At 59.3% G+C, this 24,876-nt stretch carries 20 protein-coding genes, 1 tRNA gene and 1 pseudogene; 10 read left to right on the top strand and 12 right to left on the bottom strand.

Going from position 1 to position 24,876, the window contains the following annotated elements; genetic code table 11:
* Nucleotides 1–62: 62 nt before the first annotated feature.
* The gene (locus N3C64_RS08570; RefSeq protein ID WP_260013941.1) at nt 63–701 is read right to left on the bottom strand and encodes a recombinase family protein; all 639 of its coding nucleotides are present in this window, start codon (nt 699–701) and stop codon (nt 63–65) included.
* A 107-nt stretch (nt 702–808) separates the two neighbouring features.
* Here N3C64_RS08570 and N3C64_RS08565 point away from each other — a divergent pair, with 107 nt between their 5' ends.
* Nucleotides 809–2,599, top strand: coding sequence for an inositol monophosphatase family protein (locus N3C64_RS08565; protein ID WP_260013940.1), 1,791 nt, complete (start codon nt 809–811; stop codon nt 2,597–2,599).
* 753 nt (nt 2,600–3,352) lie between these two features.
* On the opposite strand, the gene N3C64_RS08560 is transcribed toward N3C64_RS08565, so the two are convergent.
* The 4 genes from N3C64_RS08560 to N3C64_RS08545 all read right to left on the bottom strand — a co-directional run bounded on the left by N3C64_RS08560 (nt 3,353) and on the right by N3C64_RS08545 (nt 7,311).
* Entirely contained in the window at nt 3,353–5,044 is a 1,692-nt protein-coding gene (locus N3C64_RS08560) for an RNA-directed DNA polymerase (protein ID WP_260013939.1), read from the bottom strand.
* Nucleotides 5,045–5,358: 314 nt separating this feature from the next.
* Complete coding sequence (locus tag N3C64_RS08555; protein ID WP_260013938.1) at nt 5,359–6,291, bottom strand: ribbon-helix-helix domain-containing protein; 933 nt, start codon at nt 6,289–6,291, stop codon at nt 5,359–5,361.
* The gene (locus N3C64_RS08550; protein WP_260013937.1) at nt 6,288–7,076 is read right to left on the bottom strand and encodes a hypothetical protein; all 789 of its coding nucleotides are present in this window, start codon (nt 7,074–7,076) and stop codon (nt 6,288–6,290) included. Before N3C64_RS08550 ends, N3C64_RS08555 begins: the two co-directional genes overlap by 4 nt.
* A gap of 25 nt (nt 7,077–7,101) precedes the next feature.
* A complete protein-coding gene (locus N3C64_RS08545; RefSeq protein ID WP_260013935.1) occupies nt 7,102–7,311 on the bottom strand; it encodes a hypothetical protein in 210 nt (69 codons plus the stop codon).
* Nucleotides 7,312–7,541: 230 nt separating this feature from the next.
* Between N3C64_RS08545 and N3C64_RS08540 the strand changes: the two are divergent.
* A pseudogene (locus N3C64_RS08540) lies at nt 7,542–8,513 on the top strand (IS5 family transposase).
* Between the two features lie 98 nt (nt 8,514–8,611).
* Here N3C64_RS08540 and N3C64_RS08535 read toward each other — a convergent pair.
* Entirely contained in the window at nt 8,612–9,922 is a 1,311-nt protein-coding gene (locus N3C64_RS08535; RefSeq protein ID WP_260013934.1) for a hypothetical protein, read from the bottom strand.
* A gap of 523 nt (nt 9,923–10,445) precedes the next feature.
* Between N3C64_RS08535 and N3C64_RS08530 the strand changes: the two genes are divergently transcribed.
* From N3C64_RS08530 to N3C64_RS15295, 5 genes are all read left to right on the top strand, one after another.
* A complete protein-coding gene (locus tag N3C64_RS08530) occupies nt 10,446–11,708 on the top strand; it encodes a site-specific DNA-methyltransferase (RefSeq protein WP_260013933.1) in 1,263 nt (420 codons plus the stop codon).
* A 151-nt stretch (nt 11,709–11,859) separates the two neighbouring features.
* Nucleotides 11,860–13,001 (top strand): IS3 family transposase gene (locus tag N3C64_RS08525; protein WP_260013931.1). Its coding sequence is split into 2 segments (ribosomal slippage): nt 11,860–12,100 and nt 12,100–13,001, totalling 1,143 coding nucleotides; the frame shifts between segments, so codons are not numbered across the junction.
* Nucleotides 13,002–13,192: 191 nt separating this feature from the next.
* Entirely contained in the window at nt 13,193–13,573 is a 381-nt protein-coding gene (locus N3C64_RS08520) for a helix-turn-helix domain-containing protein (protein ID WP_260013930.1), read from the top strand.
* A 14-nt stretch (nt 13,574–13,587) separates the two neighbouring features.
* Nucleotides 13,588–14,637, top strand: coding sequence for a hypothetical protein (locus tag N3C64_RS08515; RefSeq protein WP_260013929.1), 1,050 nt, complete (start codon nt 13,588–13,590; stop codon nt 14,635–14,637).
* Between the two features lies 1 nt (nt 14,638).
* A complete protein-coding gene (locus N3C64_RS15295) occupies nt 14,639–15,238 on the top strand; it encodes a DUF3761 domain-containing protein (RefSeq protein ID WP_511268605.1) in 600 nt (199 codons plus the stop codon).
* Between the two features lie 238 nt (nt 15,239–15,476).
* Here N3C64_RS15295 and N3C64_RS08510 read toward each other — a convergent pair whose 3' ends face one another.
* The 6 genes from N3C64_RS08510 to N3C64_RS08485 form a co-directional block, all read right to left on the bottom strand.
* Complete coding sequence (locus tag N3C64_RS08510) at nt 15,477–16,895, bottom strand: dynamin family protein (RefSeq protein ID WP_260013927.1); 1,419 nt, start codon at nt 16,893–16,895, stop codon at nt 15,477–15,479.
* Nucleotides 16,888–17,955, bottom strand: coding sequence for a GTPase (locus tag N3C64_RS08505; RefSeq protein WP_260013926.1), 1,068 nt, complete (start codon nt 17,953–17,955; stop codon nt 16,888–16,890). Before N3C64_RS08505 ends, N3C64_RS08510 begins: the two co-directional genes overlap by 8 nt.
* 225 nt (nt 17,956–18,180) lie before the next feature.
* Nucleotides 18,181–18,250, bottom strand: a tRNA-OTHER gene (locus N3C64_RS08500).
* A gap of 10 nt (nt 18,251–18,260) precedes the next feature.
* A complete protein-coding gene (terL, locus tag N3C64_RS08495) occupies nt 18,261–19,739 on the bottom strand; it encodes a phage terminase large subunit (protein WP_260013925.1) in 1,479 nt (492 codons plus the stop codon).
* On the bottom strand, nt 19,736–20,161 hold the full coding sequence (locus N3C64_RS08490) for a DUF5681 domain-containing protein (protein WP_260013920.1): 426 nt from the start codon (nt 20,159–20,161) through the stop codon (nt 19,736–19,738). The genes terL and N3C64_RS08490 overlap by 4 nt, the downstream gene beginning before the upstream one ends.
* A 1-nt stretch (nt 20,162) precedes the next feature.
* Complete coding sequence (locus tag N3C64_RS08485; protein ID WP_260013919.1) at nt 20,163–21,545, bottom strand: site-specific DNA-methyltransferase; 1,383 nt, start codon at nt 21,543–21,545, stop codon at nt 20,163–20,165.
* Nucleotides 21,546–22,218: 673 nt separating this feature from the next.
* Between N3C64_RS08485 and N3C64_RS08480 the strand changes: the two genes are divergently transcribed.
* The 3 genes from N3C64_RS08480 to N3C64_RS08470 are packed head-to-tail and all read left to right on the top strand — an operon-like array spanning nt 22,219 to nt 24,541.
* Complete coding sequence (locus N3C64_RS08480) at nt 22,219–22,446, top strand: DUF3489 domain-containing protein (RefSeq protein WP_260013917.1); 228 nt, start codon at nt 22,219–22,221, stop codon at nt 22,444–22,446.
* Nucleotides 22,443–22,856 (top strand): DUF2924 domain-containing protein, encoded by a 414-nt coding sequence (locus tag N3C64_RS08475; protein ID WP_260013915.1) that lies wholly within the window; start codon nt 22,443–22,445, stop codon nt 22,854–22,856. The genes N3C64_RS08480 and N3C64_RS08475 overlap by 4 nt, the downstream gene beginning before the upstream one ends.
* Complete coding sequence (locus N3C64_RS08470; RefSeq protein ID WP_260013913.1) at nt 22,853–24,541, top strand: recombinase family protein; 1,689 nt, start codon at nt 22,853–22,855, stop codon at nt 24,539–24,541. The genes N3C64_RS08475 and N3C64_RS08470 overlap by 4 nt, the downstream gene beginning before the upstream one ends.
* Nucleotides 24,542–24,876 lie beyond the last annotated feature (335 nt).

Raw genomic sequence — 24,876 nt, 5'->3', positions numbered from 1 at the left:
CCTCGCCGCCGACCGCGGGCTTAGGCATGCGCCGCAAGGGCGGTCAGTTAGTGCGAGACCTCTCATTCACCGTCAGCTTCTTTCGACAGAAGTTTCCGCAGATTGTCAGGTGTCCAAGGCTTGCCGGTTAGACTCGGCAGGCCATTCGCGTTGAGGTGTTTGGAAATGGCTACAAAACTCAATCCAGCGCCCCGCAATCGGGTAGCCTCCGCGCGAGACGCCTCGGCTCGCCCAGCCTTGCCGTCGCTCCACTCCTGCTGGCGTTGACGCCAGTCCGAGAAGTGTTGGTGCGGGTCGAAGGACTTGCCCTCCATGGTGATGGGATCGGGGTAGATCAGCCTGACATCGACCCCGCCAGACCGAGCCCAATCCAAAAGTGAGTGATGGCTGCGCCAGCCCTGGACTTCCGAGAAATCAACGATCAGGAGCACTGCATGATGGGCATGGCAGACCTGCCCAACCTTGCGCAACGCATCCCTGACATGCTCCGATCCTCTGTCGGGTTCGATCTCGAGGTATGCAGCCTCGTGGACCAAGACCAGCCTGTGATCCTTTGCATATCGCCGGATCAGATCGCGCTGATAGCGGATCGTGAGGCTTGAGTTGGCGGCATCGTCGACGTCTTTCGGCAGCTGAGTGAAACCGACCCAAGGCACCGGTAGTGTCCAGTAGAAGCCGACCGCCTTCCCACTTCCCGACATCAGGAGCACTCTCCTCTGTATTTTGGCCCAATCCGGAAAATCCCGAGCATTTCGCAAGGCCCGCAGTATTCATGAGAAAAGGTGCCTACACATCATAGGAGACCACGATGACCAACACCATGCAACGCCCCTCCCCGGCCGATCTGCTGTCGGGCGTGATCGCTGCGGCCGAAAATGCCGGTGCCCTTATCCGGGCCGAATTCCATCGTGACGGCGGTCCTCGAGGCCAAGGCTCGAAAGCCGCAGTCGACGATGAAGTCGAGGAACTGCTGAAAGCGCAGCTTCAGCGCCTCCACCCCTGCCGCTGGAACGGTGAGGAAACTACCCGGGACCGGATCGATACGCGCGACATCTGGGTCGTCGATCCCCACGACGGCACCAGGGACTTCCTGAAGCGGCACCGCGGTTCTGCGATCTCGATCGCTTTGCTGCGCGACCGCCGGCCTGTTCTTGGCGTGGTCTTTGCGCCCGTAGCCCCCGATGACCGGGGCGACCTAATTGCTTGGGCCGAAGGTTCAGTCCTGACCCGCAACGGGAGCATTGTCCCGCGTCGCACCCCCTCGACGGCAGCAACAGCACCTGTCCTTGCGCTGAACGCAGATGCCGCCGACTTCGCACGGCACAATCACCAGAAGCTGCCTGGTATCCGCATCCGTGCTCTCCCCAGCCCGGCCTATCGCCTTGCCCTTGCCGCGGCGAGTGAGGTCGATGTGGGTGCCAGCCTCGTCGGGGGACTGGACGCTTGGGATATCGCCGGGGCCCATGCCCTGCTGATCGGAGCGGGCCTGCCCCTCGTAGACCTACTCGGAAAGGCTGTTGACTACCGTGTTGGGTCCTTCGACGGGGTGGTCGGAGGTCGCGCCGAAGCCGTAGACCGAATTGTCGCCGCGGGACTGGGCGCAGGAAAGAAAGTGCCTCGCCAGCCAGCCCGCCCCGCCGCGCGCATTGGCTTGGCAGAGCGTTTGTCCCGCGCGCAGGGCTGCCTTCTCGGCCAGCTTGCAGGGGACGCTCTTGGGTCAGCCGTCGAATTCCTGAGTGAAGGAGAGATTGGCCGTCGTCATCCCCATGGCGTCACTCAGCTGGTCGATGGCGGAACCTGGAACCTGATTGCTGGTCAGCCGACAGACGACAGCGAAATGGCCCTCGCTCTTGCCCGCACCATTGTGAAGGAGGGTCGCTTCAATCCCACGTCAGTCAGTGCAGCCTATGTCGCCTGGCGCGCGTCCGGTCCCTTCGACATTGGCGGCACCACAGCAAACAGCATTACCGCACTGTCTGCGGGTAGGATCGCCAGTTCTGACAGCCAGGCGAACGGAGCTCTGATGCGGGTAAGCCCGATCGGAATCCTCGCCGCGGGCGATCCGGCACGGGCGGCGCGCCTCGCTAGAGAGGACGCCGGGCTGACGCATCCTCACCCGGTTTGCGGCGCTGCAAATGCGGCCTATGCTGCAGGCATTGCCGCAGGTATCGCTGGCGCTGGCGCGGAAGAGATCTGGGCGGCTGCCCATGCCAATGCTGGTCACGGAGGCGGAGCTGAAGCCGTTCGTTTCCGTCTGATTGCTGCTCGCCACAGTTGCCCAGATGACTATCAGCACCAGATGGGCTGGGTGCTGACCGCACTTCAGAACGCTTTCTTCTGGTTGATGCGGGGTGCACCGATGGCTGAGGCATTGCCCGCAACAGTCGCCCGGGGCGGCGATACGGATACCAATGCGGCCATTTGTGGTGCGCTTCTCGGCGCGGCTCAGGGACGGGACGCGGTACCACGGCAATGGCGCAACGCGGTACTCACCTGCCGTCCAGTGGCAGCACCGGGCATTCGTCACCCGCGTCCCGCTGACTACTGGCCGGATGACGCGCTCGACCTCGCCGAAGCACTACTGGCTGCGGGCGCATGAGGGCGCGGGATGCGCCCACCCAACAGAATTGATCGATCCATCATGTGTGAATTCGAAGGCCTCTACGCGTCGTGACGAACGATAGCATCAGCAGTTTCATGTGTTCGCCGATGACCGCGGGCTCATGCGTGTTGTTGCGGTTTATCTGTACTGGTGTTGATGTGGCGTTGATGTAGACGCGGAAAGGCCGGTGGCATTGAGATGACATCGACTCAAGTATTTGATATATTTTGTATTTTTGATTTCATGGGTAGGATTTGAACCTACGACCTTCAGGTTATGAGCCGAAATCCTAGCGATTCCAAAAGCTTATATAAATCAATGGGTTGGGTCGCAAGCCTCTGTTTCAGCGCAATTTTTACCTTTGCAGACGGCAGGAATCACACGGGTTCACATGCAAATCCAACGCGAAGTCCGTAGTCGTAGGTTGATGTGGCGTTTATGTAGCCCGGCACCATCGCTTTCAAACGATAATCGGGGAAGGCACTCGCCTTGGCCATCCCCAATGACCTTCTCGACCAAGTTTGGCCCACATCCAGACAAATGTCCGGAAGCTTCATCCATTCGACGCCCCCCCCCACGCCAATATACGAGATGCCAGACGCCGGGGTAATCATCCCCAAGGTTAAGGGGATGATTACCCCGGCACTTACCCTCCAGAGCTGGAATCGGCACGTCCAGTGTTTCTCTTTACTGCTTGTCGAGATTTTTCCACACGGCCTGCTGAGAAATTTTCCTTTTGGCAACAGTTTGTTAATACTCAGCGTCGTCCTCGAACTCTTCGTCATCGAAGTCATCGTCATCGTATTCGTCAATGTTCACGTCGAAATCTTCGAGGAAATCGGCTCTTACACGCCGGATCCGGCTATTGTCATCCCGCAGCGCGCGAAGGGTCGTCGCGATAGATGAGAAGCCATTATCGATGTCCAAAAAGCGAACTTTTCGCGCATGAAGCGCTGAAAAATAGGAATCCTCCTCGATGAACGCAGTATCAATATCGATCGCAATTCCGCGAACCGGCGCTTCGTAGGCATATAGCCACATTTGTCCGCGTAGACCGTCTGCATCGCAGGAGCTATTCCAGACCGAAAAATCAACTTGGCCGGATACCAACTGACGGGACGCCGCGAACGCGACCAAGAGCGCGACCATTGCGTTCTGCATGCTGTAGAGGGGTGCCACTGCGTTTTCCGCCAGCGTGACGTTCAACCTGATCGTAAGGAAGAGGAGCCAGATGATCTCACCAGTCCGGTTCGCTCGAGCTAAAACGGGAATACGATGATCAACAAACTCCTTCAGGCTAGCTAGATCGAGATCGCCATGCTCGACTTGGCGCAGAATGAAAATTTCAACGAGCAATGAGACAAGAGTAGAATTGCGTCGATAAGCGTTAATCAGCAAGCTCTGGATGCGATGCCAATCGTTAGCGAGCACGAAAGCCGACCGGGCGTTGGCGAATGCAAACTTTTCGACATTGATGGATTTATGCGCTTCACATAGCTGGCCGACCTCATAAAAAAAGTGCTGCATCGACTGTGTATTCGGAACACCTTTGGGGATTGTCCCGCGAACGGCTTGCTTCCACCCCACATCATGGCGCGTCGCTGTCGAGACGACCGCGGATTTTTCGCTATTGAGCTCGAGTTCGAAGTGCGCGGCCGACTGACGAAGGGCCGCGATCAAATTTTCTCCGGCCTGTCCATCCGGTGCGCTAATCGTGTAGTCATCGATGTACCTTGATGCATCCCGACCGCTGATCTTGAGTCGTTCTCGCAGTAGTTCATCGATCCCCGATGCAACGACCTCCGCAAGTAGTCGGGAGGTGTCCGGCCCGACGGGCAGGCCAATAGTCTGCCCGTCCTGGAGATTTCGTGACAACAAATCGATCAAGTTTCCGAAATGCGCATATCCGCGGTTCGCTCCGTTCTTAGCCCACTCCTTCCCGTAGATCGCCCAAGGAATTGCATGGGTGTAAATCGAATGGAAGAAAGCACGAATATCCGCAGCAGCGTACTCCTCACGACGTGAAGACAGGTCAATCCTGAAATCATCGCGAAAATCGATGCTGGGGCGCATCACCGCGCGGGGTCCACTCCAGTCAAAAACGGGCGGCGAGGCCGAGATTTTGGACTTCTTGGCGACGCGCCTAAGCTGCACGTAGTTATCAGCGACAACCTTCGACAACAGTAAGTACGATATCGGATTAGGTACACCGTGGCGTCTGTCGTCGCGACCAAACCTAGGAAAGTAGAACCATATCGGTTCAGAAATGTAGGTGTAATAATTTGGCTTTCCACGGTTCTGTGGCAGCGCTGATATCCGATCGAATATCGCCTTACGGTAACGCGCCAGATCGTCAGAGACGAAGCACGGAGGCAGCTCAGGAGCAAAGAAGCCATGAGATATAAGTCGGCGAAACCTGTCGGACTTGGTCTTGGCTGTCATCAATACCCCAGGGCGCGTCGTACATCATCTCGCCGTGATGATGGCTCCATTACCCCCGTCCTTGCCACAACTTTGTTCGAAAACTCAAGTTTTGTGCACCCATACCTTCGGATGACTGTTTGGAAGCTGTAATGACAGACCGCGAGCGGTTCGGCCTAGGCCCCACGCGGAGGAGCGTTTGGACGTAGCCGACCGACAAGAATGGGCCGGCGACGCGATTCCGCAAAGTCGGTTCCCGCGCCCTTAGGGCGCGAGAAGCCGTGTCTGGGCCCGCCCTCTATCAAAGGGCGGGTTCATTGATCACGGCAATGCCGTTAACTCTGCGCGCGCAAAAGGTGTCGCACCCCTATCGAGACGAACTCCGCCTCCGAGACGTCAAGCGCGCGCGCGAGCTGCCGCAAAGCCTCCAGATCGAGATTGACTGCCTCGCCGGCGATCAGGCCTGAGAGCCACTCCTCGTCAATACTGTTTTCCCGCGCGACCTGTTGTGCGTCCATTGTTTTCAAATCGAGAATGCGCGCGAGCACATCGGGAAACGCGACGGCGCGATCGGCCAGCAGCTGATCAATAAGAGGCTGCCGCCCCTCCAGACCGTCGCCCGCGCTTTGCGGGATAAAACCCCGGCGGCGCGAAAGCCAAAGCCGGGCGTCTTCTGTATTCAGCCTGAACGAGGCTTCCTCTCGATTCCCGCGGGACGAAGCCTGCACTTTGTCGAGCTTGAACCCTTCCTTGCTAAGCGAGGTGCGCACAGCCGGAACGGTCATATTCGCAAGGAGCGCAAGCTCTCGGATGGTCGGTCGATAGTCGATAAGTTCCTGGCGATCCGAGTCAAAGAGACCGAACCGAGCGAAGAATGTTTCAAGCATGCGCCGAAGCGGGAAATCATTCAGCGTGCAGAACGGGGACGGCTGTCCGGCAGCATCTGTTTGAGGGAACCCCTGAAGCAGGCCATCGACATCCTGCCATTCGCTGGCCATGTCCGTGCGAGCACCATCCAGTTGATAGGCGTAATCGTAAGCACGTCTCACGATGTCATAGAGCTGATGACGCCGGATGTCGAACTCCGTGACATCTTCTACGAAGGCATCCCGAAATTGTTCCTCGGAAAGGCCAAGGTAGTCGGCCACGAGCCGGCCTTCACACCAAGGGCCAAATGTCTCCAGGATGCTTGCCTGGCAGCTGATGGCTTCCTTGATCTGCATCTCAATCTGTTCCCAGGTGTAGGGAATTTCGCCGGCCTTGCTCATGCGGCACTCCGTTCAATTTCAGAAATCTGAGCTTTCAGACGGGCAAATGCTGCCAAGAGCAGGGTCGGATTGGTCTGCTTCGACGCATCCTCTGAGCGTTTGCGCCCGAGGAATACGGCAACCCTCTCGGCGTTTGCGCCGCTAGGATGGGGCATTCCGGCAAGGATTTGTTCACGACGCAAAATACCATGACCAGCGAGGTGCGACACGGCAGCTTCGGCCTTGGGACCGAGCGGCAACCAGATCGCGTTCGGCAGGGCCCGCGCCTCCTCTGCGAGAAAGGTGTCGATCTGCTTCTTGAGAATTGGGGTGCGAAGCATGTCCGGCGTGCCGTTGTAGTTTTCTCCGTCAACGAAGACCGGGTAGCGCAGGGCCGAGGTAAAATGGACCGCTTTCGCGCCGGGCCGGAACATCTCAGCAGCCGTCCGGACGCCGAAATGTGCGCCGACGCCAATGGCATCCAGCATCGCCACGAGATTGTTGCGGATTGCGCCGCCGGAAAAACTGGCGGTCAGTTTTGCGGCGGCCAGACTCTCGCGAAGGTCCAAGCCCCTGCGCTTCGCTTGGATGGCGGCGTTGAGGGCGTTGATGGCCTGCGTCTTGCCTGGCGTGATGCCGACCACGACAAGTTTCGCTTCCAATTCGATATGGTCAAACGGCGCATAGACAACCTTGATCGCACCGTCCTGCCCCAAAAGGAGCTCAGGCGCGTCCAGTGGAGCGCTGGCATTGGCGGCAGTGATATTGGGCATCATGGCCGCAGCGATGGAAAAGTCTTGTTCCAAGATTTTGTCTCCGGAAAGTTGAGTTTTAGCGGCGAAGGCGACGACGGCGGCGTGCAGTCGTCACTACGCTCTCACCATCGCCAACGACGATGTAGCACCCTTGGTACCGCTCCAGCGTGGCGCGCGCGCGCCGGTCATTCTCGGCTGCGAGAGCAATGGAACTGGCGTCAAGCGTCAGGCTGACAGCACCAGAAACATGGGTCGAAGAGCCGTAGTCATAGATGACAGACAGCACTTCAGCGGGAATGCGGCGCTGGGCGCGACGGAGTTGGGCGTGACGGGTGAGGCGCATGGCGATTCTCCTTCGTGATGAAGGTAAGATATCATCATCACTTTTCTACACAATAGCAAAATGATTAAGATGACTCACCTTTATCATTTATGTCGCGCAGCGCATTCGGCGTTGTTGCAGAACTCTCGCCATGAAGGATTCACAACACGAATCCATGCGGTTAGACGGGCGGCATGAGCAAGCCCAAGCCCGCCCGCTACCGCACGACGAACTGGTCCACCTATCGAGCCATTGATGCGCCATTGGTTCGAGCGCAATGGCGAGGGATGCACTCAGGAAGCGCGGGTCGCTGCTGATCTGGCTGGACAAGGAGATGACCTGGCACGCGCCGCATAAGGGGCGCCCGGGGCGCCTGCCGGTCTTTTCGAATGCCGCGATTCAGTTCTGCTTGTCTATAAAGGTGCTGTTCAAGCTGCCGCTCAGGCAGACAGCCGGGATGGTCGCCAGCCTGCTGCGCCTGGCCGGGCTGGATTGGCCGGTTCCGGACTATTCCACGCTGTGCCGTAGACAGAAGACCTTGAAGCTGCAGATCCCGTATCGCCGTGCTGGCGGGCCGCTGAACCTGCTCGTGGACAGCACCGGCATAAAGTTTCTCGGCGACGGCGAATGGCAGGCCCGCAAGCATGGCGTTCAGGGTAGCCGCCAATGGCGCAAGGTACATTTGGCGATGGACACCGCCACCTCGGATCTCCGGGCCGTCGAGTTCACCCCCCAGCCGGGAAGGCGACAGCCCCATCTTACCGGACCTGTTGGGCCAGATCCCCAAGGACGAGGACATCGGCACCGTGACCGCGGATGGCGCCTACGATACCCGTCGCTGCCACGGCGCCGTCATCGCACGCGGCGGCACGGCAATCATACCGATCCGAAGGAACGGTCGGGCTTGGAAAGAGGACTGCCCGGCAGCCAAGGCGCGCAACGAAACCCTGCGCGCCACGCGTCACTATGGTAGGGCATTCTGGAAGCGGTGGACCGGATGCCACGCCCGCAGCCGCGTGGAAGCCAAGATGCGATGCCTGAAGGCCTTCGGTGAGCGCATCTCCGCGCGGGATCCCGATCGCCAAACCGCCGAAATCCACATCCGGGTCGCCCTTATCAATCGCTTCAACGCGCTCGGCACCGCCGAGGTCGTCCGTCTGGCCTGAACCTGAAGGGGGAAAGGGGCACTCTCGCCTCAGGCAGCCTTTCTGCAACAACACCTTGACGATCTAGGCCACCAATCTGAGAGGCAATGGCCGGATATTTACCTTTTCCCTTCCGACACTCCGGGCGCGGCTTCGAAATCTTCAAACAGAGACTTAATCAAAGCCTCGGGTGCCCGCCTCTTTCTAAATGCCGCCTCGACTTTCTTCTTGAAGTCCGCGTCTCGAACGGATTCAGGGGCAATGTTCTTCGGCACGATCCTTATGTTTGGCTCTCGAAAATCTATCGATTTGTCGAATAAGTCCTGCGCTAAACGGGTTAGATCCTCAGCAATATTCTCATCTGTCGGAGCTATCTGGAAATCAGTATAAAATTTCGGCACGCGCACCTTCCACCGGGGCGCGTATTCGGAAACCACGCTTTCGACAAAGTCCTCTCGTGTCTGTCCTATTTCTGACCTGACAGCCTCAATATATTTTTTAATTGTATCTGAAAATATTTCTACCGCCGCTTCAAAATCGGGGCGCTTCGTTTGAAGAATGACCTTCCCGAAGCCGGTAATCGTATAGAGAAACTCGTCCTCAATCCGTTTGCGTTCTACATCAAGCCACCGGCTATCAACTTGGATATCGTGCATCTTGCCGTCACGTTCGACTTGGATGCCCACCTTGCCAAGGTCTTTGAGGGGGGACCGGATCCGCGAGGTAATCTGATCCCGGAGGCCTGTGTCGCTTACATCCGTCAACTCGTCCGGCAATGGAACGACCTTTCGATCCAATTTGTAGCCAACAGCCTCAAACTCCACGTATTGAACCTTGGATGAAAAGACCCTGAGGGCACGGGCTATGTCAAACGGCTGAGGCGGATTATCAGCGAGGCTCGCAAGCGTTCGAGCGATCTCCTGCTGGCGAACGGGCATCAAACCGACCTCTTGCGTTGGCGTTTCGTCCTCGCGTTCTCCCGACGTCGCCGCTGTGATTTGCGATGCGGCAGATCCCCGCAATACGAGTGCATTTGGCTTCTCAGGTGATTGCGATCCCGCCTCGATAAGAAGCGGCGTCGGCGCAAAAATCATGCAGTCATCATCTGCGACTATAACCCCAACCCTCAGGCCAAGCTGTTTTCTCAAGGCAAGATCATTTGCCAAGCAGGCTTCGTGCAATCGTTTCAGAGCTTTGTCCGAACCGTAACCGAGCCGATAAACTTCTGGATCCGAGTCAATGATTACCGAAATCGACAACTGCGGACGGTCTGATAGGCGCGAGATCAGGGCGTCAACAACAGTTTCGCCCAATGCAGGCGCGGCGACGACAAGGTTTCTACGCGCGGACTGGACCAACGAAGCTATTATTTCATCAGATGCTACGGTGAAGGTTCGACCGCCGTCGTCACCCTGAGCCTGTTCAGTCATCTCACCCTCTGTGATACCTCGGAACTGGAAACTCGATTGATTTATCTTCTGATTCATCCTTCGGTGACGTGAACGCTATAGGAGGTCCTCTGCTGCATCAACTGGACCGCACGGTAGAATTGCCGATTGAGCACGCCCCCTCCTCTGGTTCCTCCCCGGCCCCAAACGTACGCAGGGGGGCGCAGCGCGGCATTTCGCTAGCGGGTGGATTCCTCACCGGGGAATCCACTTGGAATCCACCCCGAGGGCCGCGACCGGAAAAGGGACTCGAAATCAAAGCCTTACGAGAATCCCGACGGATTTAGGTGGATTCCCAGGCGGAATCCAGGGAATCCACTTCCGGAATCCACCTTGGTCAAGACGACGCCGCAGAAACTGCCCAGCGCGGAACGCATTGAATCCACTGGATGATTCCCGTTGACAAACCTGCCCCTATTGACCTACCCCTTGATGATCGAAGAATAGCGCCCGGAGGAAACCCCTCGCGGGCGCTTTCGTTTTTCCCAGATCAGAGACCTGCCCCATGGACCTCGTCTTCGCGCCGAGCCAGATCGAAACTTGGCCGATCGAGCGCCTGCGCCCCTATGCCCGAAATGCGAAAATGCATGACGAGAGCCAAGTGGCAAAGATCGCAGCCAGCATGGCGAAGTTCGGATGGACGGTACCGTGCATGGTCGCCGACGACGGCGAGCTGATCGCGGCTCATGGCCGGGTGCTGGCCGCCACCAGGTTGGGGCTGTCCGAGGTGCCAGTGATCCGCCTCAGCCATCTCGACGAAGCCGAGCGCCGCGCCTATCGGATCGCCGACAACAAGCTGACCGAACTTGGCGACTGGGACGACGCCGCACTTCGAGACGAGATCGCTGGGTTACTCGCCGAGGATTTCGATCTGACGTTGCTCGGCATCGGCGACGACGATCTGGATGCACTGCTGCGGGATCCGGAGGCGCTGGGCGGGGACGGTCCGGTTGAGGGCGAGGACGATGTGCCGGAACTGCCTGTCACACCGGTCTCAGTCCCGGGCGACCTATGGCAGCTCGGTCCGCATCGGTTGATCTGCGGCGACAGCACATCGGCCGATATAGTCGGGCGACTGCTTGGCGATGTGAAACCGCTCCTTATGGTGACCGACCCGCCTTACGGCGTCGAGTATGATCCGTCCTGGCGCAATCAGGCTGGCGCGGCCAAGACCAGGCGCACCGGCAAGGTCCTGAATGACGACCGCACCGACTGGCGTGAGGCGTGGGCCCTGTTTCCCGGCGACGTCGCCTATGTCTGGCACGGCGCGCTGCATGCTTCGACCGTCGCCGACAGCATCACCAATGCGGGCTTTGCAATCCGTTCGCAGATCATCTGGGCCAAGGAGAGGCTGGTGCTGAGCCGCGGCGACTATCACTGGCAGCACGAGCCTTGCTGGTATGCCGTGCGCGCCAAGGGCAAGGGGCATTGGGCCGGCGACCGCAAGCAGACCACCCTGCGGCAGATCGCCAACCGCGACCAAGATGCCGACACGGTGCATGGCACACAGAAGCCGGTCGAATGCATGCGCCGACCGATCCTCAACAACTCAAGCCCAGGTCAGGCGGTTTACGAACCTTTCATGGGATCCGGCACCACCCTGATCGCTGCGGAAACCACGGGACGCATCTGCTTCGGGGTCGAACTGAATCCTGCCTATGTCGATGTCGCCATTGAGCGCTGGCAAGCATTCACCGGCCAAGAGGCGGCTCTGGCGGAGTCTGGGGAAACGTTCACCGCTATCAAGACAAGAAGACTCTCCACCTAAACCTTCCCCGCACCTCCGACCCAAACAACTGGATCAGAGCATCAGATAGCCTAGAAGAGGCAGAACCTAAACGGCTGATTGACAGTCCAATCTGAATAGCCCCGTGTATCGTGGACGCCTTCTTTGCTAATTTTGAGGCAAGGAGGCCATGATGGGCACAAGCACTTTCAGCGACGAGTTCAAGCGTGACGCGGTCGCTCAGATCACCGAGCGGGGCTACCCGGTCAGCGAGGTTTCGGAACGGCTCGGGGTGAGCAAGCACTCGCTCTATGCTTGGAAGCGCAAGTTCGCGAAGACGGCATCAGGCGAGACCGAGAAGGACGCCGAGATCCGGCGCCTGAAGCGGGAACTGGCGCGGGTCTCCGAGGAGCGCGACATCCTAAAAAAAGCCACCGCGTATTTCGCCAGGGATGCAAAGTGAGATACGCGTTTGTGGCCGAGCATCGAGGACAGTTTTCCGTCCGGGCCATGTGCCGGTGCCTGCGCATCCAGCCGAGCGGGTTCTATGCTTGGCTACAGGCTCCGATGAGCGTGCGAGCTCAGGAAGACAGGCGCCAGACTGAACTGCTGCACAAGGCCTGGGCTGAGAGTGGTAAGGTCTACGGCTATCGCAAGCTACATGATGATCTCGTGGAACAGGGCGAAAGCATCTGTCCGAACCGGGTTGCCCGGCCTGCACAGCTTGCAGGGATCAAGGCTCAGATCGGCTATAAGCGCCGCCCCGGCAGTTATGGCGGCAAGCCATCGGTCGTGGTCGACAATACCCTCGATCGGCAGTTTGATGTCGAGGCCCCGGACAGAGTTTGGGTGACCGACATCACCTACATTCGAACTCAGGAAGGCTTTGCCTATCTCGCGGTGGTCATCGACCTCTATTCCCGGCGCGTGATCGGCTGGTCGATGCAAAGCAGGCAGACAACGGATGTCGTTTTGCAGGCCCTGCTCATGGCCGTCTGGCGGCGCAAGCCGAAGGCAAGGGTGCTTATTCACTCCGATCAGGGCAGCCAATTCACCAGCATGGATTGGGTTGCGTTTCTGCGCGCCCACAACCTTGAGCACTCCATGAGCCGTCGTGGCAATTGCCATGATAACGCAGTCGCCGAGAGCTTTTTCAATCTGCTTAAACGCGAACGGATCAGGCGCAGAACCTACCGGACGCGCGAAGAAGCAAGGCAGGACGTGTTCGATTACATCGAGATGTTCTATAACCCGAAGCGCAAGCACGCGAGGAACGGGATGCTGTCGCCCGCAGAGTTCGAACGACAGCAGATGATGAGACGCGAAGGCGTCTAAGAAACTCGGGGCTATTCAACCCGCGCCCAATTCCGCCGGGCGACACCTCGTAAGTTCGAGCAGAATTTCCGGCGCGCGCGTTGCCTTGGGCGTGATGCATTGTACGGACAAGGCACCCAATTCGAAACCACCTCAGAGGCAACCATGACATCAATCTTGACAAACACATTAGCGTCACCTATTTAGGCAACATGCAACACTCAGAAACATATATTCTTAGCTCTTCCTTCGGAGACCACATCCGAACACTTCGGGAGCACCGCCTTCAAACCGACCCCTCCTATTCACTTCGTCAGGTGGCGCAGCGATGTGGCGTCACACCGGCCTATCTCTCGCGAGTGGAGCGCGGAGAAGTGTCTCCGCCAGGCGAGGAAACGCTCCTGAACCTGGCGCGGGAGCTTGAGGAAGACCCTGATGTGATGCTCGCAGCGGCCGGCAAGATTTCCACCGATCTGCGCTCTGTAATTCTCGCCCGACCGCAGCTGTTTGCCGAGCTGATAAGGTCACTCAAATCCACGCCCGACAATGCGGTGCTTCGCATCGTACGCGAAGTGCGCGACGGCAGCTGGTAAAAGGAGAACCAATCATGCCCACACTCGAGAACGACCGGCTCGTTTTCCGGTTTCCGCATATCGAGAACAATGCGCGCTTTTCGATAGACTTTCAGCGAACGCTCCGCATCCCGGACAGCGAGAGAACCTATTCCCTCCCTCCGGGCTTCGGCCCATTTCCTCTGCGGCATGTGGATGACTACCCAAAGCGCCTTTCGGCTACGACTACCGCCAGAGGCGGCATCATTCTGCCAATGTGGCAGGCAGAAGCTCTTTGGCTGAACTTCCGCAATCAAGGCCCGGGCTATTCCCTCGATTTTCCGGTCGCCATCAAGGTGGCTGCTGGAAAGATTAACGCCGTGACGGGTGAGCCATGGAGCCCGCGCCTGCACCGCGAACCGCAGGATTACCTCGTTTCTCCAGAGCAGCCCTGGCTCGATGGTTTCGCCGTGTCCAGAGGCGTCATCCGACAGTTCGTCGCAATGCCGCTGGGTGATGGCTATTCCGTAGAAGAGCAGCTGACGGGCGAAGATACTTGGGGGGGGCTGCAGATCTCGGTGACACCTCTTAAGGCTTCGGTGTGGCATCAAAAGCGAAGAAAATGGGAAGAGGCCCGGTCCCGAATTGTCAGCTCCGATCTTTGCCTGGACGTACCGCCTTCAGTCTCGGCATGCGCCGCGCCTTTGGGCCTGGGCGCCGGAGGCCTGATGCGCCAAGAGATTTCTGCAGATCCATTCAATCTTGACGACTGGGACACAGAGGCAACGGATCGCGTCTTTATCACCTTGCTTCACGCAAAAGACTGGAAAACGGTAACCGGGGAAGCTGCTCCAAATGCGCCGCCAACTGCCAGAGACTACAGTCGCGCAGGTTTGCCCTGGTTCGAATACTACGGCAAGGACCAACAAGTACTCCCTGGCAGCACCAAGCTCTCCGGCGTGGAATCGGTCGGCAATGCCTTCAAGGATAAGACAGGCGCGACGCTGGTCGAATCTGAAGATCTCGAGCAGGGTGCCCCCAAGGCCATTGGGCCGGGTGCGAATAGCGCAAGATCAGTCCGGACCAACAAAGGACTGTGGGACTGACATGTTCAGGGTATCTTGGTTTTCATTAGGTGTCAGTCCGGGCGCACGTGCACTGCGCACTTCTCTGATGCGCTACTTGCTTTTTTTCGCTGGGCTAATTCTTTCGATGACGCTCTTCTCGTCGATATTTGATTTTACGCCACACTGTCGGGATGGCTGGAGATCTCCATCAATCGGGACCCAAGGCGCTTGTTCTCATCATGGTGGAGTTGATTCCACGGGGCGCGGTACAGCTCTAATTGCTAGCATTGGCATCGGCATTCTTGCCTCCAAGGGCCCTCAAGCACCGAGCCTTTTGGCTTCCACATTGGCGGTCCTCCGCGCTCGAAGAACCGCAACACCATCCTTGAATGCTCCGAAAGAACATCTGCCGCACGTGGAGCCTCCGAGGGCTGTCGACACGCGAACCGTGGAGGAAATCCGTGAAAGAAACGCACGCTACGCGAATATCAGTGCCCAGAATATCGCCAAAGAAATAGCCAGAATAAAGAGCCAGCCACCTCCCGCCCCACTTGCGAAGTCAAGGAACACAAAGGCGCGGAAACCCCGAAAGTCCGTGCACTCCGCAATACGCGAGCGAAGGGACTGCATAGAGGGTTAAGGCAAACGACCCATCGACAACCGAGATCTATGAAATTTCAAACATTACCAAGCACTTGACCATTCAGCGAAAGTCGTGATTCCATCAAACATACCGCATCCTGGCAAAACACGTCGGGCTCATCGCTTCGGATCAACGTATTTTCGGACAACCTTACCAAGCAGTGTTTGCCCTGTCGCCATCAGCCCGCTGCCAGCGCGTTTCGCCTGCTGGGTGAGTCCACTTTTGACGGATAGTCTCAATCTGTTTCGCTGAGTAGCGAGCGCTTCAGACTCCAAGCCCGCCACCTTCCGATGTAGCGCCTCGATGCCCCATTGCGGCTGAGTTGGAACGACGAGCACCGGCGCACTGTCCTCCAGTTCCATTGCAACCGATGAACCAATTTGAAGAGCCGCTCGACAGCTGAGGCGGGAAGATCGTTCTCTGGCGGAGGCCAGCCAGGAATAAACAGATCCAAGTGCGTCAGAACAGTTACGCGAGGGGGCACTCGGCGCATTGGCAATAATGCCATCGCCTCGCGCCACGCATCAAGTAGATAGCGATCCACTGCTCGCCCAGGGCGATTGGCGCGCACAACCCACAATACCATATCTGCATTCATCAGTTCAGCAATAAGCCGCTTTCGGTTGAGTTCACTGCCGTCGATACCGGGCGTATCGATGATGGTCACCGCCAGTTCTGCAAACATTGCTTCATAGGCTACCGCTCGATCAGTAGTCGGCGCCGCGCCCGTCTCGACCACATCGCCATCCACGAGAGCAGCTAAGACACTCGACTTACCCGCACTCACCTGCCCGACAATGACAACTCGTAGAGGTTGGTCGGGATTAGCAAGCCGAGCACGGTCTATCCCCGCTTCTTCAAGCCCGATCTCGAGTAATTCATTGTCGTTGAAACGTAGGCGCCCCGAATACAACTCAATCGCAGTTGCCGCGGTCTCTTCCAGTAGTTGAACTTGGATCGCTGCCACTAGTTCGGTGGCCACTAGGTTCATTGATGAACCAGAGAACTTTGTATTGATTTCTTTCGAAACGGCTCCGACAGGATCAGTCCCGAAGTTCCAAGCTCGCCGCCCCCAGCCATAGGCCACGAATATCCATGGCAAAACCCAGCGTCTATCCCAGAGAAAGCGGAGATGGGTAAGTGTCACTTGATCAGAAAATGGCACATGCCTCCGCAAGACGTCGCGTGCTCTGTCAAGAACCGTGGTTGCAAGCAGCAGTGCCTCTGGCATGCTGAAATCAAGCAATTTCCGCCCACTGGACATTGAAGTCGCAACGCATTCTATTACCTCGAGTGCAAGCGGGGGCAGTGCTGGCCAATCTACCGGGTTTTGCACGCGCTCAGCGATTATCGCCCGGGCCCGCTCAAACGCCTCGCGCTCGGAAGTTGTCCAGTCCACACGAGCGACTGTCGGAGCGGTCAAAGGCGAGAGCCGTATTTCGACGCCTTGACGCGCCCGTCGACGCCGATGAATCAAGATCGGCAACGTCAGGGCAGCGGCCAAGCTTGCGGAAAACAGGGCAAACCACGTCAATAGCTGACGTTGAGCAAGCCAAAGAAAACCAAGAACCATTGAAGCCGCAACAGGAAGTGCAACGGCCAGAACAGCAAGCAGGACGTCCCAGCGGCGCAATCGAACCAAGAGCTTATGCATCGCGCGCCTCTTGAGCGCCCCGAAATGCTTGCCGGTAAAGCGCGCTCATCTCCTCCTTCCGCGTCTTGCGGCCTTGAGATAGGTCATAGAAATATCGACATGCCACCCGCGCCAACGCGTAGGTCGCTGCAAATGAAGAAGCAGCAGCCACAGCCGTACCCGCTGTCTGGCCATAGACTGGAACTAGCTTACCAGCCTGCTTCGCTGCGAAAGAGAGCCCATACCGCAAGCTCATTCCGCCGCCAAGCAGTGCAAGGAATTGAAATATTTCCTTGATGTTTCCCTTGCAGCCATACAATCGCGCCAAATTGACCAGCATTGTTAGCTGTGCGCCGGGAACTGTAACAATCGCAGTCGCGGGAAACATATCGGATGCGGCTGCACCTGCGGCCCACTGGAGCACACGAGGCCGCACGACTGCAAAACGTTTGGCCTCGTCGCTCGTCTCGCCATTACGCTGCAACAGGAAGGCAACCTCAGGGAGCGCGTCTGCCAGGAAGTCATGGATCGGCACAAGGGCATCCGCCTTGATGTTGGGCCCCAAGGAGAGAACTGTCTCTTGGCATTCGCGCATTTGCAGAGCACGGCGCAAATGTTCACGCACGGCACCCTGTTCATGCTCGGGTATTAAATCTGACCCCGTCCACACCAACATTATTGGCATCGAAGGATTCGTTTTCGTTATCCTGCGGAGGGCATCTGCGACCTCACCTTGTACTTGATCGTCCATTCGAACGACAACTAAGAGCACATGAGAAATGTTTTCGCAGTTACGCAGGTCTTCAGCAGGATCATATGCAACTTCTCCCAGCCCTCGGGTGTCGAGAAAGTGCATCATTGGGTTCTCTAGCGGAAAGCCGAAACTCCGCGTCGTTCGCGTGCAAGGTTTAAAGCCTCCACCGATTTCAAGATCCGTCAGTCCTGTCAGGGCGCGTATGAGCGAGGACTTACCTGCACCTGTCTTCCCCAGAAGCCAAATTACCGGGAGCCCTAAATAGCCTTCACGTTCGTCTGCAGGCGTCGTCTCCTTGGTCTTCCAGAACTCGTTGAATAGACGCACGACGATTTATCCATCAATAACCTTGCCTCAATTCACCACTAGGGAGCGTCTTTGACAACCAGAGACTGATCCGGAGTCTTGCCCAGAGACAATCCTCTAGCGCGCACTGCCGCGGAACGGTGGATCCCTATACTGGTGTTAATATGGCGTTGATGTCGACGGCGAACGGCCGACGGTATTGGAATACCATCATCTTATGTGTTTGATAATTTGTATGATTTTGGTTGCGGGGGTAGGATTTGAACCTACGACCTTCAGGTTATGAGCCTGAGCGGATGCACCCAACCACCCACGCCCATTAATACTTATCTCCGCTTCCGGTCCCGCTCCCGCCGGAGCCTCCGTTCGACATTTAGCGGATGCTCGTAGCCGAGCGCGCGCCAGAAGCCATTCCCGCCAGACCAGTTCAGGAACTGGCTGAAGCTGTCGACCTGGTCGTCGTGCCGGCTGCGCGGAAACCCCTGGAGCTCGCGCTTGAACTCGGCGAGCCAAGGCGCCTCTTTCGGCAAGAAGATCTTCCCTTCCTCGACCTTGGCACAGGCCGCATTGAAACGCACCTCCTTTTCCTTTTCGGGACGGATTGGAGAGCAACGGCCGGAGAGATGCTCGCCGCACTCTTGGATCAGCGGACGTCCGGTCGCGGCGTCCTCGATGAGCACCCGATCCGCCAGCCAGTCCCGGCTCATCTGGATGACCTTGCGCTTGAGATCCGGGTAATCGAGCCGGTCGCGGAAGACATTCAGAAGGTGCCAGCCATTTTTCAGGAACCCCCAGGTGGTGCAGACCGAGAAGTCCGATCGCGGATCGGCCGACATCCCGGTATCCCAACTTTGCACTACCATCTGATAGGCGGCTCGGGATATCCCTGCCTCGTAGTTCTGGAACCACTCCCAGCGAAGCAGGGATCCATCCGGTGCGATCGGGTTCTGCTGATACTGACAGTTGAAGGTGGCAGAGCCCATCTCCTTGCGCATGCGCGCCAGCACATCAAGCCCGACCTGTTCCGGAAACAACGGCTCGCCGATGGAGCGGTGGTGTACTCTCCCTTTGCCAATGGCAATCGTCTCATCTACCTCCGCAATCGCGGGTAGGTTCAGGTGGCGATAGGTGCCCTTCTCAAGCAAGAAGCCCGCAGGGTCGCGCTCATGCAGACGTTGACCGATCAGGACCACGCGCCCCTCCGCGGGCCGGTCGAAGCGCGAGAGCAGCGAGTCCTGGATATAGTCCTGCGCACGGAGCAGCTCGGTCTCGGATCCCGCATCGCTCGCCTTCATCAGATCGTCGATAATGATGTAATCGGCCCCGTGCCCCGTGACCGCGCCTCCGATGGAGACCGCCTTGCGCCCGCCCCCCTTGGTAGTGCGGATCTCGTCAACTGTATTGCCGCGCGATGCAAGTTGCGTGCGCGGGAACATGCGTCGATACCACGCCGAGCTCATTACCCGGCGGCAGTCTTCGGAATGCTTGCGCGCAAGATCGAAACCATAGCTCGCGACGATGATCTTGGCCTCGGGGTAATGGCCGAGCAGGAAAGCTACGAAGGCCACCGAGACCGTGATCGATTTCAAGTGACGGGGCGGGACATTGATGACGAGACGCTTGTTCGTGCCCAGGCGGATCGCATCCAGTTCATGGCACATCGCCTGTACATGCCAGACCGGGCGGAACACAGTCTCGGGCCCCGGATGCAACGCCTCAAAACACTTCCACACGAAGGCGAAGAACTCTGTCCGGCGAATAGCGTCGGAGATCTGCTGTGCCTGAGCGGGGGAGAGGTCATTCATGGTTCACCCCCTCCCTCACCTGCGGCCAGGCCCCCATCCGCTCTCGACGCTGAGTACCAGCGGAGGATTTCCTCATCGGTTTGGTTCGGGAACACCGCTACTTCGGCCTCTTCTGTTTCTGCCTCCGCCCGCTTGGCCAAACCCTCATCCAACGAGGCGAGCATCTTGATCGCGGACAGATCTCCCGCGAGGGCCTTCGCGACCAGCCGCTTGGCCAAGGCCTTGGCTTTGGACATCTTGATCTGTCGACCGCCCTCGCGAACCGTCACCATTTCTTCGAGTTCCCGCGTCAGGCTTGCCCCGAACCCCTTTGCGCCTTTCGGGCGCCCATTGGCATTTCCCGACCGGCCCTTCTGGAACCTGCTGTGTTTCGGTGGCTTGCCGTAGCCGACCTCGTAATCGTCGTCCTTTTTCTTCGACATCTCAGGCCCCCATCGCCGCGGGCCTGTCCGCCATGTCGCTCTCGACGCGAAGGGCTGCCTCGCGCGCATCGAAACCCTCACCGGTCTCGGCCAGGACCGCCTCCTGCCCGGTCAGCGCCTGCCAGCGGCGGATCGCGACATCGACATAGAGAGGGTCAAGCTCGATCACCCGCGCCGTACGTCCGCTCTTCTCGGCCGCCAGAAGCGTGGCCCCGGAGCCGGAGAAAGGATCGAGCACGATCTCACCCTTGTGGCTCACGTCGCGGATCGCATCGGCGACCAGCGCGGTCGGCTTGACCGTCGGGTGGTCCACAAGATCCGCGGCACGCCCGCGACGGAACGTGTTGACCCCCGCATAGTCCCACACATTGGTGCGGTACCGGCCGTGACGGCCAAGCTCGACATTGTTCACATGCGGCGCGGCGCCCTTCTTGAAGATGCAGATCATCTCGTGTTTCGAGCGATAGAGACTGCCCATGCCGCCGTTGGTCTTGTTCCAGACACAGAGGTTGATGAGCGTGAGGCCCTCCGCCTTGCCCGCCTCGATGAGGTCGGCAACGTGACGCCAGTCCATGCAGATCATGCTGATCCCGCCGTCCATGAGCTTCGCGGCACTCTGGCGGATCGCGACGCGCAGAAAGTCGCGGAACTGGCTCTCGCTCATCTCACCCACACCCATGGCGAACTCGCGATGACTACCTGTTTCGCCCGTGCGCACATGACCGTTGATCGGAACGTTGTAGGGTGGATCGGTGAAGATCATCCGCGCCGCCTCTCCCGCCATCAGCGCTGCATAGGAGCCCTCCGCGAGCGCATCCCCGCACAGGATCCGGTGACGCCCGAGGTGCCACATCTCGCCCGGGCGCGCGACCGCGATGGCATCGGGCCCCGGTTCCTCGACGGTCTCGGCGGGTGCGGCTGCGGCGCTCGCGGCCGGGCCATCGATCAGGACATCGATCTGCGCCGTATCAAAGCCGGTCAGGGTGACATCGAAGTCCAGATCACCCGCCAGTTCGAGATCGCTCAGATCGACGATCTCGACACGCAGGATCTCCGGATCCCACTCGGAAAGCTCCGCAATCCGGTTGTCCGCGATGCGATAGGCGCGCACCTGCGCCTCGGTCAGATGCTCGAGCAGCACGGTCGGTACAGTCGCGAGCCCCAGGCGCTTTGCGGCCTCGAACCGCCCATGGCCTGCAACGATGTTCTGCGCCCCATCGATCAGGATCGGGTTGTTGAACCCGAACTCGCGGATCGAGCGAGCGATCAGGTCGACCTGCTTGTCATTATGCGTGCGCGCATTGCGCTCATAGGGCTTGAGCGCCGTGATCGGCAGGTGGGTGATGCCGCGCGTGGCGGCGGGGGCGGTTTTCTTGCGAGACATCTGCATCTCCATTCGGGCGATGGCCCCGAAGGGCCTGTGATTGGGCAAGATCTGGAGAGGACCCACAAGTGACTGCGGGCCAGGTCCAGATCGTCTTGATCCGGTTCAGGGAACAGGCGTCATCAGCGAGGACCACGATTGATCGAAGTTCGAGGGCCTGCGCAAGACGCGGGGCAATGCTCCAAGACTAGGAACGCCGGAGATGTGCAGCAAGAGGCAGCAAGGGGGTCCGCAATCAATCTTGCGTTACTAATGCATTGCTTTCGTTGACAAATAATCTGGCATACGCTAATTCAATCCTCTCACAGCTCCACGTCCGCCGCCTCCATTCAGACCGCGAAGTTGAGCCCAGAGCGTGCCACATGGCCTCTCCATCGTGCGCGGCAGAGCTTTCCGATACGGATGCAAAAGAACCCCCTACCCGGTGACGGGCAGGGGCAGAACCGAAGGGAATCTTTTCAGGAAGAAGTCCTTCGAGCGTAACACCGGGCCCGGGATCTGTCATCTCGTGGGATTTGGCGCGGTGCCGTTTCTTGCAGCAGCACGGAGGGGCTCATTCCACTGGACTTCCCGGTCACAGCAAGCGTTGCTGTCTCCACACCCGGACGACCAGCCGGGCTCTCCTCGGTACAGGACCGCGCCTTCCGCGCCCCCAAACCTTGAGGAGTCTCATATGCCCAAAATCACCAAGATCCAGATTGTCCGCGACCTGCTGTCCTCGGAGACAGGCGCCACGCTCGAGGCGCTCTGCGCCGCAACCGGATGGCAGTCGCATTCGGTACGCGCCGCGCTCTCGGGCCTGCGCAAGGACGGCACCGTGATCCTGCGCGAGGCAAGCGAGGACGCTGAGCGCCCTGACGCCCGCTACCGCATCTGCACCACGCCCGAGGCCACGTCATGATCCGCCTCGAGGAGATCGAGACAATGGACCGAGGCGCGCTGGTCGCTGCCTGGTCCGACCTCTTCGGGCAGTCCGCCCCCAAGAGCATGAGCCAGGTCTTCCTGCGCCGCTTCATCGCGCAGGAGATCCAGATGAAGCGCTTCGGCGGTCTGCCGAAGACCCTGCAAAAGCTTGTCGAGACGGAACCCGACAAACCCACCAGGGCCGTTGGGCGAGCTCAGCCCAAAGCCGGCGCCCGGCTCCTGCGCGAATGGAATGGCGTCACCCATATCGTCGATGTCACCCCCGACGGGTTCCGCTGGAAGGGGCAGACCTACCGCTCGCTCTCCGTCATCGCCCGCGAGATCACCGGGGCACACTGGTCCGGCCCGCGCTTCTTTGGCCTCAAGGCAAAGGCCGCATCCGCATGACCCGCAGGACCATCCGCTGTGCCGTCTACACGCGCAAGTCCTCCGAAGACGGGCTCGAGCAGGACTTCAACTCGCTGGATGCGCAGCGCGAGGCTTGCGAGGCCTATGTCGCGAGCCAGAGACACGAAGGCTGGAAGCCTCTGCCCGCCCGCTATGACGATGGCGGGATCTCCGGAGGCACGCTGGAGCGTCCCGGCTTGCAGCGCCTCCTCGCAGATATCGATGCCGGGCGCGTGGAGATGGTGGTCGTCTACAAGATCGACCGCCTGACGCGCTCGCTCGCCGACTTCGCAAAGCTCGTCGAACGGCTTGAGGCAGCGGGTTGTTCCTTCGTGTCCGTCACCCAGGCGTTCAACACCTCCTCCTCGATGGGACGATTGACGTTGAACGTGCTCCTGTCCTTCGCCCAGTTCGAGCGCGAGGTCACGGCCGAGCGGATCCGCGACAAGATTGCCGCCTCGAAGAAGAAGGGGCTCTGGATGGGGGGCCTGCCGCCCCTCGGCTATGACCCGCATCCCGACAAGGCGAGGCGCGAGCTCGTGGTCAATGGGCGGGAGGCTGACATCGTGCGCGACCTCTTCGACCTCTACCTCCGGCATGGGTGCCTGAATGCAACCGCCCGGGCAGCCGAGGCAGCAGGCCTGCGCTCGAAGCTCAGGATCTACCAGGATGGACGCCAGACCGGCGGCAGGCCCTTCACCCGCGGCCAGATCCATCACCTGCTCACCAATCCGGTCTATCGAGGCATGATCCGCCACAAGAGCCGATGCTGGCCCGCCGCACATCCGGCGATCATCGACGCGGCAACCTGGGATGCGGTGCAGGAGCGGCTTCAGCAGGCGGCGCGGCGCCGGCGCGGGGCGCGCGGCACATCTCTGGCCAGCAACCTCTCCGAGGAGGCCGCCCCCCTTCTGGGCAAGATCCGGGACGAGCGGGGCGATCTGCTCACGCCGAGCCACACGCAGCGCCACGGACGGCGCTACCGCTACTATGTCTCGAACCGCCTGATCTCCGGCGGCCCGGATCCGACCGGATGGCGCCTGCCGGCCGAGGCCTTCGAGCGCGCGGTCACAACAGCCGTGGTCTGCCACATCCGGGAGAGCGCGCAGGCTCACACCCTTTCGACGACGGGCGCGATCACCGAGATCACCGAGATCACCGCCCTCGCCGCGCGCGGCCGAACGCTCGCACAGGCGCTCGAGGCAGACAGTGTGCGTGCCATGATGCTCATCGAGCGCATCGATCTGAGATCCGGATCGATGCAGATCGCCCTCGCCCCCGAGATCCTTGCCAGGGAGATCGGCGCCCGCGTCGAGGATCTCGACCCGTCTGCCCTCTCCATTTCCACGACCTTCGCACCGCGCCGGCGCGGCGTCGAGATGAAGATCGTGACTGGCGCGAACCGAACAGAACCGGATCCCAAGCTTCTCGCGGCGCTGCGCAAGGCCCATCACTGGGCGCGCCAGCTCCGCTCCGGCCTCTCCCTGAAAGACCTCGCGGACCGCGCGAGCACATCCGAGCGCTACGCCGCCCGGGTCATTCCCCTCGCGACGCTCTCGCCGAAGATCCAGGGCGCCATTCTGAAGGGTGAGCAGCCTGTCGAACTCACCCTCGAATCCCTGCTGCGCATCACCCTGCCCCTCGACTGGAAAGAGCAGGAACACCTCCTCGGCATCCACGCCTGAGCACCTTCCCTGTTCCAGCGCAGAACTTCCCTGCAAGCTCGAAACAATTCCCTGTTCGGTCAAATAAATTCCCTGTTCCGCATCCCAGGGAATTCGCCCCACAACCCATTGGAATTACAGTGCAATCTGAGGTGCATTTTGCCCGAAATCGGCTCCACTTACGAAAATTCCCTGTAAATTGACCCGTATCAGGGAAACCCGGTCAAAACCGGACCGCCGAAATCTGGTCTCTGAGACGCATCGCACAGGCTTGCGCAAACAGCCGAAGCAGGATCGTCTCAGCCAAGAGACACCCCGGGAAAGGCTTTGAAATGTCGTGGAAAGTTTGGGGAAAA

The organism is Sedimentimonas flavescens (genome assembly GCF_025154035.1).
Taxonomy (GTDB): Bacteria; Pseudomonadota; Alphaproteobacteria; order Rhodobacterales; family Rhodobacteraceae; genus Rhodobacter; species Rhodobacter flavescens.
The sequence above is the reverse complement of the archived record's forward strand: the minus strand, read 5'-3'. Positions and strand labels throughout refer to the sequence as shown.